Annotated in this window: 22 protein-coding genes; 5 read left to right on the forward strand and 17 right to left on the reverse strand. The window is 68.0% G+C overall.

Annotated elements, in window-relative coordinates:
- Positions 1 to 16: 16 nt before the first annotated feature.
- Positions 17 to 1,087: an acyl-CoA dehydrogenase family protein gene (locus tag ASF44_RS00525; RefSeq protein WP_056897239.1), complete on the reverse strand. Its 1,071-nt coding sequence runs from the start codon at positions 1,085 to 1,087 to the stop codon at positions 17 to 19.
- A complete protein-coding gene (locus ASF44_RS00530; protein WP_056897240.1) occupies positions 1,084 to 2,289 on the reverse strand; it encodes an acyl-CoA dehydrogenase family protein in 1,206 nt (401 codons plus the stop codon). The genes ASF44_RS00525 and ASF44_RS00530 overlap by 4 nt, the downstream gene beginning before the upstream one ends.
- A 152-nt stretch (positions 2,290 to 2,441) precedes the next feature.
- Between ASF44_RS00530 and ASF44_RS00535 the strand changes: the two genes are divergently transcribed.
- A complete protein-coding gene (locus ASF44_RS00535) occupies positions 2,442 to 3,116 on the forward strand; it encodes a TetR/AcrR family transcriptional regulator (RefSeq protein WP_082524429.1) in 675 nt (224 codons plus the stop codon).
- Positions 3,117 to 3,273: 157 nt separating this feature from the next.
- Entirely contained in the window at positions 3,274 to 3,798 is a 525-nt protein-coding gene (locus tag ASF44_RS00540) for a MarR family winged helix-turn-helix transcriptional regulator (protein ID WP_056897242.1), read from the forward strand.
- A 34-nt stretch (positions 3,799 to 3,832) separates the two neighbouring features.
- On the opposite strand, the gene ASF44_RS00545 is transcribed toward ASF44_RS00540, so the two are convergent.
- From ASF44_RS00545 to ASF44_RS00580, 8 genes are all read right to left on the reverse strand, one after another.
- Entirely contained in the window at positions 3,833 to 4,909 is a 1,077-nt protein-coding gene (locus ASF44_RS00545) for an aromatic ring-hydroxylating dioxygenase subunit alpha (protein WP_056897243.1), read from the reverse strand.
- A 29-nt stretch (positions 4,910 to 4,938) separates the two neighbouring features.
- On the reverse strand, positions 4,939 to 5,895 hold the full coding sequence (locus ASF44_RS00550) for a PDR/VanB family oxidoreductase (protein WP_056897244.1): 957 nt from the start codon (positions 5,893 to 5,895) through the stop codon (positions 4,939 to 4,941).
- Between the two features lies 1 nt (position 5,896).
- A complete protein-coding gene (locus ASF44_RS00555; protein WP_056897245.1) occupies positions 5,897 to 6,466 on the reverse strand; it encodes a MarR family winged helix-turn-helix transcriptional regulator in 570 nt (189 codons plus the stop codon).
- Position 6,467: 1 nt separating this feature from the next.
- Positions 6,468 to 7,181: an ABC transporter ATP-binding protein gene (locus ASF44_RS00560; protein ID WP_056897246.1), complete on the reverse strand. Its 714-nt coding sequence runs from the start codon at positions 7,179 to 7,181 to the stop codon at positions 6,468 to 6,470.
- A gap of 1 nt (position 7,182) precedes the next feature.
- Positions 7,183 to 7,923 carry an ABC transporter ATP-binding protein gene (locus ASF44_RS00565; RefSeq protein ID WP_056897247.1) on the reverse strand — a complete coding sequence of 247 codons (741 nt, stop codon included), beginning with the start codon at positions 7,921 to 7,923 and terminating at the stop codon, positions 7,183 to 7,185.
- Positions 7,920 to 8,792: a branched-chain amino acid ABC transporter permease gene (locus tag ASF44_RS00570; protein WP_162243765.1), complete on the reverse strand. Its 873-nt coding sequence runs from the start codon at positions 8,790 to 8,792 to the stop codon at positions 7,920 to 7,922. The genes ASF44_RS00565 and ASF44_RS00570 overlap by 4 nt, the downstream gene beginning before the upstream one ends.
- Positions 8,793 to 8,917: 125 nt before the next feature.
- The gene (locus tag ASF44_RS00575; protein ID WP_056897249.1) at positions 8,918 to 9,775 is read right to left on the reverse strand and encodes a branched-chain amino acid ABC transporter permease; all 858 of its coding nucleotides are present in this window, start codon (positions 9,773 to 9,775) and stop codon (positions 8,918 to 8,920) included.
- Positions 9,776 to 9,788: 13 nt separating this feature from the next.
- Positions 9,789 to 10,967, reverse strand: a complete 1,179-nt coding sequence (locus ASF44_RS00580; protein ID WP_156374301.1) for an ABC transporter substrate-binding protein — start codon at positions 10,965 to 10,967, stop codon at positions 9,789 to 9,791.
- Positions 10,968 to 11,318: 351 nt separating this feature from the next.
- On the opposite strand from ASF44_RS00580, the gene ASF44_RS00585 reads away from it, so the two are divergent.
- Positions 11,319 to 11,504 carry a CsbD family protein gene (locus tag ASF44_RS00585; RefSeq protein ID WP_056898124.1) on the forward strand — a complete coding sequence of 62 codons (186 nt, stop codon included), beginning with the start codon at positions 11,319 to 11,321 and terminating at the stop codon, positions 11,502 to 11,504.
- Positions 11,505 to 11,702: 198 nt separating this feature from the next.
- Here the strand turns inward: ASF44_RS00585 and ASF44_RS31430 are convergent, their stop codons facing one another.
- The 7 genes from ASF44_RS31430 to ASF44_RS00610 form a co-directional block, all read right to left on the reverse strand.
- A complete protein-coding gene (locus tag ASF44_RS31430) occupies positions 11,703 to 11,840 on the reverse strand; it encodes a hypothetical protein (protein ID WP_156374302.1) in 138 nt (45 codons plus the stop codon).
- A 283-nt stretch (positions 11,841 to 12,123) separates the two neighbouring features.
- Positions 12,124 to 12,816, reverse strand: coding sequence for a nitronate monooxygenase family protein (locus ASF44_RS00590; protein WP_235579085.1), 693 nt, complete (start codon positions 12,814 to 12,816; stop codon positions 12,124 to 12,126).
- A complete protein-coding gene (locus ASF44_RS32675) occupies positions 12,816 to 13,091 on the reverse strand; it encodes a hypothetical protein (RefSeq protein WP_235579086.1) in 276 nt (91 codons plus the stop codon). The genes ASF44_RS00590 and ASF44_RS32675 overlap by 1 nt, the downstream gene beginning before the upstream one ends.
- A 68-nt stretch (positions 13,092 to 13,159) precedes the next feature.
- Complete coding sequence (locus ASF44_RS00595) at positions 13,160 to 14,263, reverse strand: CaiB/BaiF CoA-transferase family protein (protein ID WP_056897250.1); 1,104 nt, start codon at positions 14,261 to 14,263, stop codon at positions 13,160 to 13,162.
- On the reverse strand, positions 14,260 to 14,610 hold the full coding sequence (locus tag ASF44_RS30755) for an acetate--CoA ligase family protein (protein ID WP_056897251.1): 351 nt from the start codon (positions 14,608 to 14,610) through the stop codon (positions 14,260 to 14,262). The genes ASF44_RS00595 and ASF44_RS30755 overlap by 4 nt, the downstream gene beginning before the upstream one ends.
- On the reverse strand, positions 14,610 to 14,801 hold the full coding sequence (locus ASF44_RS33205) for an acetate--CoA ligase family protein (protein ID WP_056897252.1): 192 nt from the start codon (positions 14,799 to 14,801) through the stop codon (positions 14,610 to 14,612). The genes ASF44_RS30755 and ASF44_RS33205 overlap by 1 nt, the downstream gene beginning before the upstream one ends.
- A 6-nt stretch (positions 14,802 to 14,807) precedes the next feature.
- Positions 14,808 to 15,197, reverse strand: a complete 390-nt coding sequence (locus ASF44_RS00610) for a RidA family protein (protein WP_056897253.1) — start codon at positions 15,195 to 15,197, stop codon at positions 14,808 to 14,810.
- 127 nt (positions 15,198 to 15,324) lie between these two features.
- Here ASF44_RS00610 and ASF44_RS00615 point away from each other — a divergent pair, with 127 nt between their 5' ends.
- Both ASF44_RS00615 and ASF44_RS00620 read left to right on the forward strand, forming a co-directional pair.
- Positions 15,325 to 16,365 carry a LysR family transcriptional regulator gene (locus tag ASF44_RS00615; protein WP_082524430.1) on the forward strand — a complete coding sequence of 347 codons (1,041 nt, stop codon included), beginning with the start codon at positions 15,325 to 15,327 and terminating at the stop codon, positions 16,363 to 16,365.
- A complete protein-coding gene (locus tag ASF44_RS00620; RefSeq protein ID WP_056897254.1) occupies positions 16,362 to 16,994 on the forward strand; it encodes a LysE family transporter in 633 nt (210 codons plus the stop codon). The genes ASF44_RS00615 and ASF44_RS00620 overlap by 4 nt, the downstream gene beginning before the upstream one ends.
- Positions 16,995 to 17,013 lie beyond the last annotated feature (19 nt).

Consider the following 17,013-nt stretch of genomic DNA (forward strand, 5'->3'; position numbering starts at 1 on the left):
GGTTTCCGGTCTCCCTTCAAACGGTGGCGGTGGTGGCCGCCGTCGCGGCAAAAGCCAGGAAGTGCTGCTCGCCCGCGCCGTAGAGCTGCTCGTCCACGCGCACGCGGCGCAGGTAGTGGCTGGCGGCGTACTCCTCGGTGATGCCGATGCCGCCGTGCAGTTGCACGGCCTCCTGCGCGCCAAGCAGCGCGTGCTCGCAGACCAGTGCCTTGGCGGCATGCACATCGCGCGTGGCCGAGTCCGCACCAGCCGCCAGCGCGGCGATGGCCTGGTCCAGCACGGCACGGCTTTCCTCAACGCGGATGTAGAAGTCCACCATGCGGTGCTGCAGCGCCTGGTAGGAGCCCAGCGGCACGCCGAACTGGCGGCGCGTCTTGAGGTAGTTCAACGTGAGGTCGAAGACCGCGCGCAGTGCGCCCCAGGCGTCGCAGGCGGTGGCCAGCGCGGCCAGTTGCAGCGCGGGGCCGGCGGTGAACGGCAGCGTGCCGTCCAGCCGCGTGGCCTGCGCATCGACGAGATCGACGCTGGCTGCACCGCGGCCGTCGAGCAGCGGCAGTGGCCGGCGCTGCACGCCGTCCTGCGCGGTGTCGACCTGCCACAGCGCACCCTCGGCTGCCACGAACAATTGCTCGGCCAGGTCGGCATCGGGCACCAGGCTCTGGCGGCCCGTCAGCGTTCCACCCTGCACCGCCATGGCTTGCGGTTCCAGCAGGCAGGCGGCACGGCGCTGGCCGTTGAGCAGCGACGGCAGCCAGGCCTGTTGCTGCGCGGCGCTGGCGTGCCGGCCGACCAGCCAGGGTGCCAGCACACCGCTGGACAGCCAGGGCTCGTTGAGCAGCGCCTGGCCGGCGCGCTCGGACAGCAGGCAGACCGAGGAGATGCGCACGCCGAAGCCGCCCTGCTCGGCCTCGTTGGCCACGCTGCACCAGCCCATCTGCGCCAGGCCCTCCCAGATCGCCGCATCGAAGCGGCGCGCAGCGGATGCCAGACGCTGGCGCTGCGCGAAGGGGTAGCGCTCGGCCAGGTAGCGCTGGGCGGCCTCGTCCAGGGCCGCGTCGGTGTCGTCGAACCAGGTCTTGTGGGTCACAGGCCGAGCTCCGCCTTGCTGATGATGTTGCGCTGGATCTCGTTGGACCCGCCGTAAATGGTGGACGCGCGGCCGTGCAGGTACTCGCGCACGGCACCGCTGGCGTCCTGCGGGCCCAGCGGCGAGCGCGCGTTGTCGGCGTTGACGTCGGCCGGGTCGTAGACGATGGCGGCCTGGCCCAGCCAGTCCAGCGTGGCCTCGGAGATCTGCTGCTGCAGCTCGGAGCCGCGCAGCTTCATGATGGAGGCCTCCACACCGGGCGGGCCGGAGGCGTCCATGCGCCGCGCGTAGGCCAGGCAGTAGGCGCGCAGCGCGTGCAGCGACAGCTCGATGCGCGCGACGCGGCGCTCGAAGACCGGCCGGTCGGCAATGCTGGTGCTGGGCACCTCGCGCACCAGGCGCTTCAAGTGCTCGAGCTGGCGCATGGAGCGGCCGGTTTCGGCCGCCAGGATGCGCTCGTTGCTGAGCAAAAACTTGGCGTAGGTCCAGCCGCGGCCCTCCTCGCCGACCAGGTTCTCGACCGGCACACGCACCTCGTCGAGGAACACCTCGTTGACATGGTGGCAGCCGTCCATGGTGCGGATGGGCTGCACCCGCACGCCGGGGCTGCGCATGTCGATCAGCAGGAAGGAGATGCCCTGCTGCGGCCGCGCTTCCTCGCTGGTTCGCACCAGGCAGAACATCCAGTCGGCCCATTGCACGTAGCTGGTCCAGATCTTCTGGCCGCTCACGCGGTAGTGGTCGCCGTGGCGCACGGCGCGGGTCTTGAGCCCCGCGAGGTCCGAGCCCGCGCCGGGCTCCGAATAGCCCTGGGCCCACCACTCCTCGGATGCCAGGATGGGCGGCAGGAAGCGCGCCTTCTGCGCCGCGGAGCCGAAGGTGTAGATCACCGGGCCGACGTAGTTCACGCCGAAGGGGATCAGCCAGGGCGCACCGAGTCGCGTGCTCTCCTCCTCGAAGACCAGGCGCTGCAGCGGCGTCCACTCGGCACCGCCGTAGGCGCGCGGCCAGTGGCCCGCGACCCATCCGCGCGGCGCCAGCGAGCGCAGGAAGTCCAGGTTGTCCTCTTTCGTGAGGAACAGGTTGGCGTGCACCTTGGCGCGCACATGGGCCGGCAACCCGTGCTCGCAGTACGCGCGGACCTCGGCGCGAAAGGCGTCTTCGGCTTGGCGGGCCTGCTCGATGGTTGTAGTTTGCGACATAAAATGAACCATGATTCATTAATCAGTTTCAGCCATTTGCCACGCCCTCGCACTAGGGAAAACACCCGAAACGGATGGAGCGAAGGCGACCGGTAAACTGAAAATCGAACCCTTGAACGGCATGCAGGAGCAGGCCCAACAGCAGGAAAGGAATGGATGTGGCAAGCGCCTCAGGCAGCCGGACAGGACGGTCACGCAAGGTCTTCTCGCCCGCCGTGCAAATCACGCGCGACGAGCGTGCGGCTCGGACGCGCGAGCAGTTGTTGATGTCGGCCGCACGCGTGGTCGGCGAATTTGGCTACCGAGATGCGTCGATCCAGCGCATCACGGCTGACGCCGGCATGGCGCAGGGCACGTTCTATCTGTACTTCGCTTCACGCCAGGCTCTGTTCGACGAATTGCTGCCGCACTTCGGTCTCCACATGCTCGAGCACGTGCGCGAACGCGCCCACGGCAAGAGCGACTTCTTCGAGATCGAGGAAATCGGCGCGCGTGCGGTGTTCGCGTATCTGCAGGAGAACCCCTGGTTTTGGCGCGTACTGAACGAAGCCGAGGTCGAAGCCCCAGCGGCCTGGGCACGCCACCATGAGGAAGTGGTGCGGCGCTACCTGAAGTTTCTCAAGCGTGCCCGCCAGGCAGGTGTGATCACGCTGTACCGCGAGGACGAACTAGACACGCTGGCCTACCTGCTGATCGCAGCGCGTGACTACCTTTATCTCTACCACCTGCATCGTTCAAAGCAAAACAGCGGCATCCCGGAATCGGTGGTGAGAACCTACATGCAGTTTGTGCGAGGCGGCCTCAATGCGTTGCCAGCGACGGACTAGCAAGCTGCTGAAGTTTCCTCCCGGACAGGACCTGTGCACCCTCAGCGAGATGCGCAAGCCGCCCGGGGCCCCATGGGGGATGCGCCACAATTCGATGACACAGGGAGCTATCCGGAGCATGAGCAAAGCATCGCAGTCAGAGGCCAAGGGAGCGCGCATGAGGAGCAAGAAGCCGGCGCCCCCGGTCATCGACCTCGAGCAGTACGCCCCTGCGTACCTGACCTGGATCGCCAACAAGCTCTCCGGAGGCGCCTCAAGTGCCTACCTCCGTGCATTCGACGTGGGGATAGAAACCTGGCGCCTCTTGGTATTGCTGGCCATCGAGAACGACGTGACTGCTCAGTCGTGTTCTCGAACCATCGGTATGGACAAAGCTTCGGTGAGCCGCGTCTTCAAGGCCATGCAGGCCGACGGCCTCATCACGTTCAGCCTCGACGACCGCGATGGACGCCTTCGCATCGCCAGCATCACCGAGAAGGGGCGCGCGCTCCACGACCAGATTCTTGAGCTGGCCCGTGAGCGCGAGCGCGTCTTCCTCTCTGTGCTCACCAAAGCGGAGCGGGAGACGCTGATGGACTTGCTGCGAAGGCTCCACGACAACCTGCCAAGCGTCGAGAAAGCGACGGCGCTGTTCCTGGAAGAGCGCTACCCCGAGGCAGTGGCACGCCGACCTCGCGGTTAGACGGGTTGCCGCGGTCCATGCAGTGACCCTGCCCTCAGGCAGATTCCGCCAGCAGCCGCTGGACAACCCGCCGGGCTCGGTTGCCGCCCGCATCGACATGGATGTCGATCCACTCGGGCTTTCCTCCGAACTCCTTGATGTTCCGGTACTGCTCCTCGATGACGATGCGGTCCTCGTCGAACGTGAAGGCGGTCTGCTGGATGACCGCTTGGCTGTTGTCCGGCTTGTCCGGGTGGCGCGTGCTCGACATGCTCCAGAAATAGTGGCAGGTATCGTCGGTCTCCGGTGTGATGCCGTGCAGACCGCGCATGTGGAAGCCCCCACGCTGGGGGTCGTCGATGGAATCGGTGCCAGGCTCGATGGCGCCCGTCCAGATTCTCAGGTGCGACAACGCGAACTCGATTTCCTGCCAGCGGTCGCAGGAATCGCCGAACGGCCAGGCCGCCTTGTACGTCGGCGGTGGGCGCGATCCGGGCATCTGCCGGACCACCTTGACCGTGTCGCCATCCTGCGTGACCTTCATGCCGGCGTTCATGTGCAGCCGCGCATCGCCACCGATGGTCTGCAGGTGCACGTACCCCAGATGGCTCAGGTCCAACAGGTTGTCGTGGATCAGCTGCCAAGGCGCCTTGTAGTGGTAGGAGCCGGTTCCAAACTTGTAGCGGGGGTCGTTGTGCCAGGGGTAGTCGGGTGCTTCAAGGGTCGGCGCACCCCCAACTTCCTTGGGCATCCAAATCCAGAGGATGTGGTTCTTCTCGGCGATGTGGTAAGCCCGGACCTTGGCCTTGGTCGGAATCTTCTCCTGGCCGGGAATCTCCAGGCACTGGCCGTTCGGCGCGTAAAGCATGCCGTGGTAGCCGCAGCGCACACCCTGTGCCTCCACCGTGCCGCAGGACAGCGGCAGCGAGCGATGGCAGCAGCGGTCCTCCAGCGCGGCGACCTGGCCGTCAGCGGTACGGAACAGCACCACGCGCTGGTTCAGGAACATGCGCCCCACGGGCTTGTCGGTCACATCGGTGGAGAAGCCGGCCATGTACCACTGGTTGAGCGGGAACTTGGGCAGAGCAGGCGTGGCCGACACCGGCTGGATGGGAATGCTTTCGATGGTCATGGGGTTCTCCTTTGGGGCGTGAGCGGGGCTCACAGGTCAAGAACGAGGGCTGGTGTCTTCGCACGCGAGCAGCACGGCGTGAAGAGCTTGTTGTCCGCGTGCTCCGAGTCCATCAGGCAGGCGTCGCGGTGGTCCGGCAGTCCTTCGAGCACGGCTGTGATGCAGGTGCCGCACACCCCGGACTCGCAGGAGTAGTTCACGTCGATGCCGCTGTCGAGCAGGACCTGCAGCGCGGTCATGCCCACGGGGACGTCCAGGGTGGCGCCGGACCGGGCCAGCCGCAGTTGGAATGGCTGGTCACCCGCGGTCTCCTGCACTGCGCCTGTAAAGTGCTCGCGGTGCAGGCGCTCCTCCGCCCATCCCGCGGTCCGCGCAGATGCGAGCACGTGGTCCATGAAACCTGCAGGGCCGCACACGTAGAGGTGCGCCCCTGCGGGAGCGGTGCGGAACGCCGCCACGGCGTCGAACTTGGGGCCGTCCGCCAGGTCGCTGAAGTACATGCTTGCCCGGTCCGAGAACCGGCTTGCGCCAATCTCATCGCGAAACGCCATGCGCTCAGGTGCGCGGGCACAGTAATGCAGCTCGAATGGTTGGCCATCGCGCTGCAACTGCAGTGCCATCGCGAGGATGGGCGTCACGCCGATGCCACCCGCGACCAGGACGCTGTACGGCGCTTCGGTCAATGCGAACAGGTTCTTCGGTGCGCTGACCTTGAGCACGGTGCCCACCGGGGCCGCATCGTGCATGCCGGACGAGCCGCCGCGAGACGCCGGCTCGCGCAGCACGCCGATGCGCCAGATGCCACGGTCGTGCGGGTCACTGCACAGCGAATACTGCCGCACAGGACCCGACGGCACGTGCACATCGATGTGCGCGCCGGCGCTGAAGGATGGAAGCGGCGCCTCCGCGACCGGCTCCAGTTCGAAACTGCAGATGCCGTCCGCCTCGTTGCGGCGGGCGCGCACTCTCACGTCGAGTTCAACCATCTCATCCACCTCTTTGCGCGCGCTCCGTGTTCGCGCGGCCTCTGGCTTCGCGGGCGGCAAGGAAGCGCTGGGTCGCGGCCTCCACCTCCGGCAGGTTTTCGTGCACACGCTGCAGCAAGGTCAGCAACGACTTCGCTTCGTCCTTGGACAGCACCTCCAGCAGCGCCCGCTCGCGCTCCAGCGCGACATCGCGGATCGCGTCGTGCAGCGCGCGGCCCTGGTCGGTCAGCACCGCGATGCGGGCACGGCCGTCGTTCTGGTCGAGCGCAATGCGGATGAAGCCGTCTTCCTGCATGGTCTTGAAGCATCGGCTCACCGACGCCTTGTCCATGCCGATGACGCGCGACACCTGGTTGGCCGAGCACGCCCCGTCGACGGCCAGCAGCACCAGGCAGCGCCAGACTTCGATGCCGACACCGAAGTGCTTGAGGTAGAAGCCGGACGCGCCGCGCGACAGCTTGTTCGCAGTCCAGGTCAGGTAGGCCGGGACATAGCGCTCCAGGTCGATATGCCTGTTGTGTTGGCTGGCACGCGGGCCGCCAGCGCTCAGTTCGCGGTTCTCAGCGTACATCTCAGTGCACCGCCATGCCGATCCAGCGTTCGAGCGTGCCGGTATCGGACGCCAACGCGGCCGCCTCGGCGTCGTGCACGACGCTGCCGTGGTCGAGGATGACAGCCCGGCTGGCGTACGCCAGGGCTTCGTCAACCTGCTGCTCCACGATCACCACGCTGATGCCGGTCTGCTGGCTCAGCCGGCGGAACGCTGCCAGGAGTTCCTGCCGAATCAAGGGAGCCAGGCCTTCCAGCGGCTCGTCCATCAGCAACAGCTTGGGCTGGCCGAGCAGCGCACGCGCCACGGACAGCATCTGCTGCTCGCCGCCGGACAGCTGGTTGCCGCCGTTGTGGCGGCGTTCCGCCAGGCGCGGGAACAGGTCGTAGGCTTCGCCCAGCGCCGTCTTCGGTCGCCGCTTCAGGCCCGCGAGCAGGTTCTCCTCCACGGTCAGCGAAGGGAATACGTCGCGCGTCTGCGGCACGAGGCCGAGGCCGCGCTCGGCGCGCTGGTGGGCAGACAGCCGGGAGACGTCTTCGCCGCAGAAGACGATGGCGCCACCCCGCAGCGGTATCACGCCCATGACCGCGCGCAAGGCTGTGGTTTTGCCGACACCGTTGCGGCCGATCATGGCGAGCCGTTCGCCGCGCGCCACCTGGAACGACAGTCCATCGAGCACCGTCATCGGGCCATAGCCCGCCTGGACGGCCTTCACTTCGAGCATCAACGCAGACATGTCAGTTCCCCAGGTAGGCGGCCCGAACCTTCGGGTCGCGCCGGATGTCGTCGGGCGTGCCCTCGGCCAGGACCGCGCCCTCGCACAGCACGACGATGCGGTTGGCGAAGCGGAACACCAGGTCCATGTCGTGCTCGATGATGAGCACGCCGAGGTCCTGGGGCAGCGCATCCAATGCGGACAGAAGCTTGGCGCCGTCGCCCTTGGGCACGCCCGCCATGGGCTCGTCCAGCAGCAGGACCTTGGGCCGCAGGGCCATCGCCAGAGCCATCTCGATGAGACGCTGTTCACCGTAGGCCAGGTCCTGGGTGGCCGTTGCCGCGTGGGCTGCGAGACCGAAGCGGCCCAGCAGCTCCTGCGCTTCTGCGGTCAGGGATGGGTAGCCATCGACGCTGCGCCAGGCACTGCCACTCAGGCCCTCGCGTTCGAACAGCGCCATCTCGATCTGCCGCTGCACGGGCAGATGCGGCGCCAACGTGGTGATCTGGAAGGTGCGCGCCAAACCGTGGCGCACCCGCTTGGCCTGCGACAGCCGCGACACGTTCTCGCCACGCAGCCACACCTCGCCGCTGTCCGACGGGACGACACCGCTGATCTGGTGAACCAGCGTCGTCTTCCCCGCGCCGTTGGGACCGATGAGCGCGAGCCGGTCGCCGGCGGCCAGTCGGAACGAGACCTTGCGCGTGACGTGGAGCCCGCCGTAGCGCTTGTCCACATGGCGCAGTTCGAGCAGGTCGCTCATGGGGCGCCTCCCAAGCGCTTGCGCATCCATGCCAGGGCTTGCGCTGGCGGGAACAGGACCACGAGCATCAGCAAGCCGCCCACGATGAACAGCCAGTGGTAGGGATTGATCGACGATGCCGTGTGGTGCAGCACCAGGAAGACGGCCGCGCCGACCAGCGCACCGGTCAGCCGCCCTGCGCCTCCCAGGATCAGCATGACCAGCACCTCGGCCGACAGCGCGAACGAGAGGCTGTCCAAGCCGACGACGGCGGTGGTCTGTGCAGACAATGCGCCCGCCACACCGGCGAGCGCGCCCGCCACGGTGTAAATGGCCAGCAACCGGCGGTAGACCGGCGTGCCCAGCGCGGCCATGCGGGCGCGGCTCTCGTGGATGCCCCGGACCGCCAGGCCGAACGGAGAGTCGACGAGCCTGCGCGCCACGTAGAAGCCCAGCACGAGGATGGCCAGGGCGTAGTACGCAGCCACGCGGCCTTCCAGGTCGAACTCGAAGCGGCCCAGCAGCGGCCCCATGGTGTAGCCCGACAGCCCATCGTCGCCGCCGGTCCATCCCCGCGCTTTGTGCGCCACCGACAGGACCAGTTGCGATACCGCCACCGTCAGCATGAGGAAGGTGAAGCCCTGGTAACGCAGCAGGAAGGCGCCGCTCAGCCCGGCGAGCAGCGCGCCGGCCACGAGGCCAATGCCCAAGCCGAGCAGCGGATCGGGAGCCACGTGCAGAGCGAACACGCCCGCCGCGTATGCGCCCGTGCCGAACATCGCAGCATGGCCCAGCGTCGCCAGGCCGGCGATGCCGACCACCAGATCGAGCGACAGCACGAACAGCCCGACGATGAAGATGCGGGTCAGCAGGCCCAGCTGATCAGGCATGCTTGCGCAGGCTGCCAGGCCCAAGGCCAGGGTCAGTACCGGGGCACGCCAAGCGGGCGCGCAACGCGGGCCGGACGCGACAACCGCCGTCTCGGCCGGCGCCGGCTTGGTAAGGGAGATCGTGATCATCGCTTCAGCAACCCATTCGGACGCCACGCCAGCACGATGGCCATCGCCGCGAAGAAAAAGAGACTGCCCCAGTCGGACGCGAGGTACTTGCTCGCGGTCTCGATCAGGCCCAGCAGGATGGCGGCGCACAGGGAGCCGGGAATGCTGCCCATGCCGCCGACGGCGACGACCACGAGCACCAGGACCAGGTACTTCAGGGCGTAGTACGGCTCGAGCGGCATGACCTCCGCGCCAAGAACGCCACCCAGCCCAGCCAGGGCCGCGCCGGCGGCGAACGTCAGGCACTGCACGGTCCGGATCGGAATGCCCAGCGAAGACGCCGTGCCGGGGTGGTCCACGGTGGCGCGCAGCCAGATGCCGAAGCGGGTCTGGGTCACCGTCCACGCGGCTGCTAGCGCGACGGCGATCCCCGCGCCGATGACGAGCAGGCGCTGTGCCGGCATCGTCCGGAACCCCAGGTCGATGGAGCCGGCCAGCGAGGGCGGCAGCTGGACCATCTGCACCTGCGGGCCCACCAGCGCGTTCGTCGTGGCGATCAGCACGAAGGTCAGGCCGATGGTGAACAGCACCTGGTCCAGCTCCTTGCGCCGGTACAGATGGCGGAGCACGGTGGCCTCGAGCACGGCGCCCAGCAGACCGGTGGCGATGACCGCGAGCGGCACGGCCAGCCAGAAGCTCCACTGGAGCTCCCGGGTCAGCAAGGCCGCGCAGTAGCCCCCGACCATGGCGAAGGCGCCATGGCTCAGGTTCACGAAGCGCATCAGCCCCAGCGTGACCGACAGCCCGACAGCGATCACGAACAGCACCATGCCGTACGCGAGCCCGTCGATGAGGATGTTGGAGAAGGTGTTCACGTGGCCTCGCGCGTCACTGGCTCAGACCGAAGTCCACCTGCGGCCCGAAGTTCTGCGTCTCGGCATTGACCAGCGAGGAGCCTTGCTTCTCTACCTTGCGCAGGTAGACGTTCTGGGTGATGTGGCGCGACTTCGGGTCGATGCGCACGGGGCCGCGCGGGCTTTCCCACTGCAACTCACGTGCGGCGGCCAAGGCCTTCGCGCCGTCCTTCGCGCCGCCAGTTGCTTCGATCATCTTGTGGATGACGTACATGCCGTCCCAGGCGCCGACCGAGGCGTAGTTCGCGACGGCGGCCGGGTCCTGCTTCTTGAGCGCGGCCACGAAGGTCTTGTTCTGCGGCGAGTCGTGCGCGCCGGAGTAATGGAACGCTGTCGTCAGTCCAAGCGCCGAGTCGCCGAACTTTTGCAGGTCGAACTCATCCATCTCCGCCGTGCCCAAGAACTGGATACCCGCCTTGGCCAGGCCGTTCTCGTTGTACGCCTTCACGAAGCCCAGGTTCGGCGGGCCACCCGGCAGGAAGGTGTAGACGGCTTGTGCGCCACTGGCCCTTATGCGTTGTGCGAACGGGCCGAAGTCGGTCGTCGCCATGGGCATGCGGATGCTCTCGACGACAACGCCACCCTGCTTGGCAAGCTCGGCTTTGAACGCGGCTTCAGCGTCGATGCCTGGACCGTAGTCGGTCACAGCGGTCACGATCTTCTTCAGACCCTGCTTCGCTGCCCACTGCGCGAGCGGCACGGTGACCTGCCACAGCGTGTAGCTGGTCCGGATGAAATAGTCGGACTTCTCGGTGATCGAGGAAGTCGCGGCGTTGAAGATGACCGTCGGCGTCTTCGACTGCTGGATGAGCGGCGCCACCGCCATGGCATTCGGCGTGAAGACGAAGCCGCCCAGGAAGTCGACCTTGTCCTTGACGATGAGTTCTTGCGCGAGAACCTTGGTCTGCGCCGGGTTCGGCCCGCCGGTGTCGCGGTAGATGAGCTCCACGTCCTTGCCCGCGAGCTTGCCGCCCTGGCTGGCAATGTAGGCCTCGGCGCCTGCCTTGAACAGCGTACCGTAGTGGGCAAACGGGCCGGAGAACGGTCCGATGATGCCGACCTTGACCTTCAGGTCCTGTGCAAGCGCCAGGGGTGGGGTGAGAGCCGTTGCGGCCAGAACAGCGCCGCACAGAACGCGTCGGGTCAGTGGCATGTTGCCTCCTTGGTTGTCGTGCCGTTCGGGGATACGGCCTTCGCGGCGAATTTTGGTTGAAATACCAACTAGTTGCAATATCAACTTATTGGTGAAAACCCTTGTTGCAAGTCATGGCACGGGAGCCCTGCACCGGCGCCATCAGTTGCTTGGCTTGCCGCGCAAGTGCTGCAGGTTCGATACGAGCACGCACCGTCTGCTTGAGGGAGTGCGACGTCAGCTGGGTGGAACGTAGGCTACGGCGCACGAGAAGTGAGGCCAAAGTCTGGCCCGTCTGGACAGCCCGTTTGCCTACGCTGTACTTCTCACAAACCCACTGCCAACAGGCGGTTCAACCGAGAGGAAATGACCATGAATACCGATCAAGTCAAGGGCGCCCTGAAGGATGCAGCGGGCAAAGTGCAAGAGAAGGTCGGCGAGGTGACTGGCAGCCGCGAGCAGGAGGCCAAGGGAGTTGCGAAGCAAGTTGAAGGCAAGACCCAGAAGAGCTTCGGCGACACCAAGGAAGCCGTCAAGGACGCAGCAAACAAGCCGTAAGTTTCGGCAGGTGTTCGCACCATGTACAAAAGCGGCCGAGGCCGCTTTTCTTCGCATGGGCTGCGGACAGAAGGACAAGTCGGTCCGCCTGTGCTGGTAGGAGCCACGCGGCGAACTTGCGCCATGCCGGCGCGTGCGCCGATTCTTGGATCCATCCAACGCTTGCGGATGGCATCGTCGGCTTTGGAAACGCGGGGTTCACTGGGCGAAGGCTTTCGCTCTTTCGTTGCCGCGCTGCTGACTCGATCCGAGGGTGGCGACGTTCCAGTCCACCTCTTGCCAGAAATGTCGAACGGCGTCTCGCCGTTCGCTGAAGCAACGCTGGTCGGCGCCCATGCCCCGCGGCTCTTCGGCAACTCGCGTGGCAAGTGCCTCCAGCTTCTGCGCGCCCAAGCACACCGCACCGAGACAGCGCAGCCCTCCTGCAGGCCGACGGGCCAGTCCACTGGTTTGAACGCGACCAAGGCTGGCATCCCACGCACCAGCATGCGTAGCATGGGGACCGCTGCCGGGCAGCGGGCGCCGTGCAGCCGACGGTGAACTCTCGGTCCCGCTCGCTCTGCAGGCTCTCGCGCAAAACCACTCGCGACCGAGGCGACAGTCTCGAGCGGCCGACCCGCTATCCCACGGCCTTCTCTTCGAAGCGCTCGTCGGCATGGTATTCGCGCCGTAGCTCGCGCACCAATTGGGCCACGGTCGGCAGCCCGTGTACGCCAGAGACCGAGTGGCCGGCGCTCCAGATGTCGGTCCATCGCTGGTTCGGGGCGGCGTTGGCGCCGCCGCCGTAGCGACGCCGCGCCTCCTCCACCGATATGCTCTCATCCAGCGTCGCGAGGTCAATGCCCAGCCGCCGCGCAGACGGTGCCAGGAAGCTGGCGGGCAGGCCAGTGAAACCGCGCGTGAGCCGCACGTCGTCGATGGAGCTGTCCACCAGCATCTGCCGGTATTGCTCACTCGCCATGCTTTCGCGTGTGGCGATGAAGCGCGTGCCCATGATGCCCAGCGTGCAGCCCAGTGCCCGCGCGGCGCGCAGTGCCACGCCGTCGGACAGGCCACCGGCCAGCACAACGGGACCACCGAACACCTTGCGCACCGCCCGCACGAAAGCGAAAGGGTTGGCCCACCCTGTGTGCCCGCCTGCACCGGCCGTGAGCAGCACGAGGCCGTCCACTCCCGACTCGATGGCGCGGAGCGCATGGTGCAGCGAGGCGACATCGGCGAACACCCGGCACCCGGCCGCATGCAGCCGCGGTACCACCGCGCTGGGCGAGCCTACGCTGGTGATGACGAGCCGGACGCGGTGGCGCGCCATCAGCTCGACTCGGCCATCACCCGGACCGGGTCACGCCGCATAATGAGGTTGGGGCAGTACGGTGCCGTGCGGTCGAGGGCCGCCACGGCTTCCGCGTCCAGCCGCGTCATCCAGGCATCGAACTCTTCCAAGGTGCCGCAGTTGGCGGTCGGGAACGCGCCGATCACGCCGGCCGCGCAGGCCGCGGACACCAGCTCGATGCCCGAGACGCGCAGCATGGGCGCGGCGATCACCGGCAGAGCGAGGCAATCGAGAAAAGAGAAGTCAGGGGTCATGTCGAAATTTGCAGAGTCCTTGACCAGGCCAGCATCGGCTGCCTCTTCGGGTACCGGTCCGCGCGACGTCACAGCGATCGGCGGGCATCGTCCAGCGCAGGCGCAGCTCCCAGCGCGCCGGCATCGACACCGTCCAACGGCACCGGAAAGCGCGCCAGCGAGAGCGGCGCATCCTGCGCCAGGCGCGCGCGCTGCGCGAACTGCGCGAGGCCGGCGAGTTCGCCGGGCTCCACCACCGGTGCGACAGGCAGGTCGTGCCTTGCCAGATCTTCGAACGCCTGCGCCGCGTCGCGGCCGGCCAGCTGTGCAGCGATGCGCGCGTTGATGGCCTGCGCCACCTTCTTGCGCGCGCCGAGCGTGCGGTAGGCCGCGTCGGCGAAAGGCCCCATGTCCAACGCCTCGCACAGGCGCACCCAGAAGTGGTCTTCCAGCGCGGCCACCGACAGCGCGCGTCCGTCGCGGCAGGCAAAGCTGCCGTAGGCCGGCTTGGCGAGCGTGGCGGCGCGCTGGGCCTGCAGGTCGGTGGCGCCGTCCGCCCGGTATGCACCCAGGCGCGGGTTCATCCAGTGCAGCACGCAATCTGCCAGCGCCACGTCCAGGTGCTGGCCGCGCCCGGTGTGCTGGCGCTGCAGCAGGGCCGCGAGCGTGGCCGACAGCGCGTACATCGACCCGCACAGGTCGGCCACCGGCAGCGCGAAGTTGTGCGCGGGCGGCCCGCCGGGTTCGCCCGAGATGGCCAGCGCGCCGGCTGCGGCCAGATAGTTGATGTCGTGGCCGGGCAGGTTGGCCCAGGGGCCATCCTGCCCGTAACCGCTCAGCGAGACGTAGACCAGGCGCGGGCAGCTCTCGCGCAGGCTGTCGTAGTCCAACCCGAGGCGGGCCATGACGCCGGGCCGGTAGGACTCCACCACCACGTCGGCCTGCGCCACCAGCGCGCGGATCTCGGCACGCTGGGCCGGGTCCTTGAGGTCGGCCAGCAGGCTCTGCTTGCCGCGATTGACGGCCTCGAAGGCCCCAGGGCCCATGCGGCGCGCATTGTCGCCGCCGGGCGGGCGCTCGACCTTGACCACGCGCGCGCCCATCTCGGCCAGACTCTGCGTGAAGAATGGCCCCGGCAGCAGTTCGCTGAAGTCGACGACGGTGACGCCCGTCAGCGGAGCTGCGCCCTTCATGCCGCGCTCCGTTCGACGATCACCGCGTCCAACGGCAGCACGCCCTCGCCTTCGGCGCCCACCCAGACCGGGTTGAGGTCCATCTCCTCGATGGTCGAGGCGTTCGCGGTGACGAACTCGGAGACGGCCACGAGCAGCCGCTCCAGCGCCGCCACGTCGGCCGCCGGCCGTCCGCGCGCGCCGGCCAGCAGCGGAAAGCAACGCATCTCGCGGACCATGGCCGCCGCGTCGGCGGGGCCGACCGGCAGCAGGCGGCGCGTCACGTCGCGCAGGATCTCCACGTAGATGCCGCCCAGCCCGAAGGTCATCACGTGGCCGAACACCGGGTCGCGCGTCACGCCAACCATCAGCTCGGTGCCCCGCGCGGCGCCATCTTCTCGACCAGCAGGCCCTCGATGCGCGCACCGGGCTTGTGCCAGGTGGCCGCGGCCATGATGTCGTCCCAGGCGGTCTCCACATGGGCGCCGTCAGCGAGATTGACCTGCACGCCGCCAATGTCCGACTTGTGCAGGATGTCGCGGCTGGCGATCTTGGCCACGACCGGCTACGGCAGCTTCGCCACCACCTTGATCTCGAAGTCGAAGCCGTAGAGCCAGGTCACGCCCACGCAGGTGATGTTGGGGTACGGCGCCTCGCCCCAGTACTCGGGCACGACGGCCCAGATACGTTCGAACTTCTCGGCAGGGTCGACGATGAAGACCGTCACGTCGACCACGTCGTCGAAGCCGCAGCCGGCCGCCGCCAGCACCGCGTTGAGGTTCTCGAAGGCGCGGCGCACCTGGGCTTCCAGGCCCGGTTCGGGCGAGCCGTCCTCGCGGCTGCCGACCTGGCCCGAGACGAACAAGAAGCCGTTGGAGCGCACGGCAGGCGAGTAGCGGTTGCGCTCATACAGCGCCTGGCGGCCTGCGGGAAAGACGACGTCACGTTGTGCCATGGAAATGCCTTGGTGGATGGATTCAGGATGGCGCAACTGTAGAAAGCCGCGCCCGTGCGATCAACGCGCCGGTCCACCCACCACTGTTCGTAAACTCCAAACAATCCCCGATCCCACCGGAGCACGCATGGACCGTTTCGATGCGATGCAGGCCTTCGCCCGTGTCGTGGAAGCCGGCAGCTTCACCAAGGCCGCCGACACGCTGCACATGGGCAAGACCAGCGTCACCCATCTCGTGCAGCAGCTCGAGGCGCGGCTGCGCGTGAAGCTGCTGAACCGCACCACGCGCCGCGTGCACCTCACGGCCGATGGCGCTGCCTATTACGAGCGCGTGGTGCGCCTGCTGGCCGACGTGGACGACGCCGAGACCAGCCTGTCCAGCGCGGCTCGCGCGCCGCGTGGCCGGCTGCGCGTGGACGTGCCGAGCCCGCTCGCGCGCATGCTGCTGGTGCCGGCGCTGCCGGACTTCCATGCGCGCTATCCCGAGATCCAGCTCGACATGGGCGTCAGCGACCGCATGGTCGACCTGATCGGCGAGAACGTGGACTGCGTGCTGCGCGGCGGCCGCATCGCCAACCCCTCGCTCGTGGCGCGCCACGTGGGCGACCTGCAGCTGGGCGTGTACGCGGCGCCCGGCTACCTCGCGCTGGCCGGCCGGCCGGACCACCCGGGCATGCTGGAAGACACGCACCACCGCATCGTCGGCTTCCTGTGGTCGCGCGCGGGCAAGACCTTCCCGTACGCGATGCAGCGTGGCGACGAGCAGGTCCGCGTGCAGGGCCGCTACGCCTTCGCGGTGGACGACGGCAACGCCTACCTCGCGGCCGGCCTGGCCGGCCTGGGCGTGCTGTGGCTGCCCGAGTACATGGCCAGGCCGCACCGCGCCAGTGGCGAGCTCGTGCCGCTGTTCGAGGACTGGCGGCTCGACCCCATGCCGCTGTACCTGGCCTACGCGCCAAACCGGCATGTGAGCGCCAAGCTGCGCGCCTTCATCGACTGGGCCGTGGCGCTGCTGGCCGTGCATGCGCCGGTGGGCGGGCAACCTCCCTCCGGCCACAGGCCTGCCGGCGCGCCAGGGCTGGCGCGCAAGGGCGCGCCGCGCGGGCCGGCAGCGGCGCTGGCGTCCGAGGCTGTGCTTGAATCGCGCGGTACCTCCGCGGCACCATGACCTACGCTTCTTCCCTGCTGGTGCTGGCCGGCATCTACCTCGCCGTGCTCGCCAGCCCCGGGCCCAACTTCTTCATCCTGAGCCAGATGGCGCTGCAAGGCCGGCGCGCCGAAGCGCGCTGGGTCGTCCTGGGGCTGACCACCGGCTCCATCGTCTGGGTGCTCGTGTCGCTGGCCGGGCTCAGCGCCGTGCTGGCCAGCCACCCCTGGGCCGCCGCCGCGGTGCGGCTGCTCGGTGCGGCCTACCTGCTGTGGTACGGCGCGCGGCTGCTGGCGTCGGCGTTCGTGCCGGCCCGCGCGCCGCGCGAGCATGCCCGCCCCGTTTCTGGTGCGGGGTCCAGGCTGGCGGCCTGGCGGACCGGCTTGGTGACGGGCCTGACCAACCCCAAGGGCGCGGCGTTCTGGACCAGCGCCTTCGCCACGGTCCTGCCCGCCGGCGCACCGCCGTGGTTCCTCGCCGCCACGGTGGCCCTGGTGGCGGTGCTCTCGCTGGGCTGGCATCTGGGCATCACGCTGGTGTTCGCACTGCCTGCCTTGCGCGACCGCTACCTGCGGCTGGAGCGCGTGGTCAACGGCGTCGCAGGTGGCGCCCTGGTCGTGCTGGGCCTGCAGCGCGTGGCGGGTCGCTAGCACGTCGCTGCCGACCCGG

The sequence above is a fragment of the Pseudorhodoferax sp. Leaf274 genome, assembly GCF_001422445.1.
Classification (GTDB): Bacteria; Pseudomonadota; Gammaproteobacteria; order Burkholderiales; family Burkholderiaceae_C; genus Pseudorhodoferax.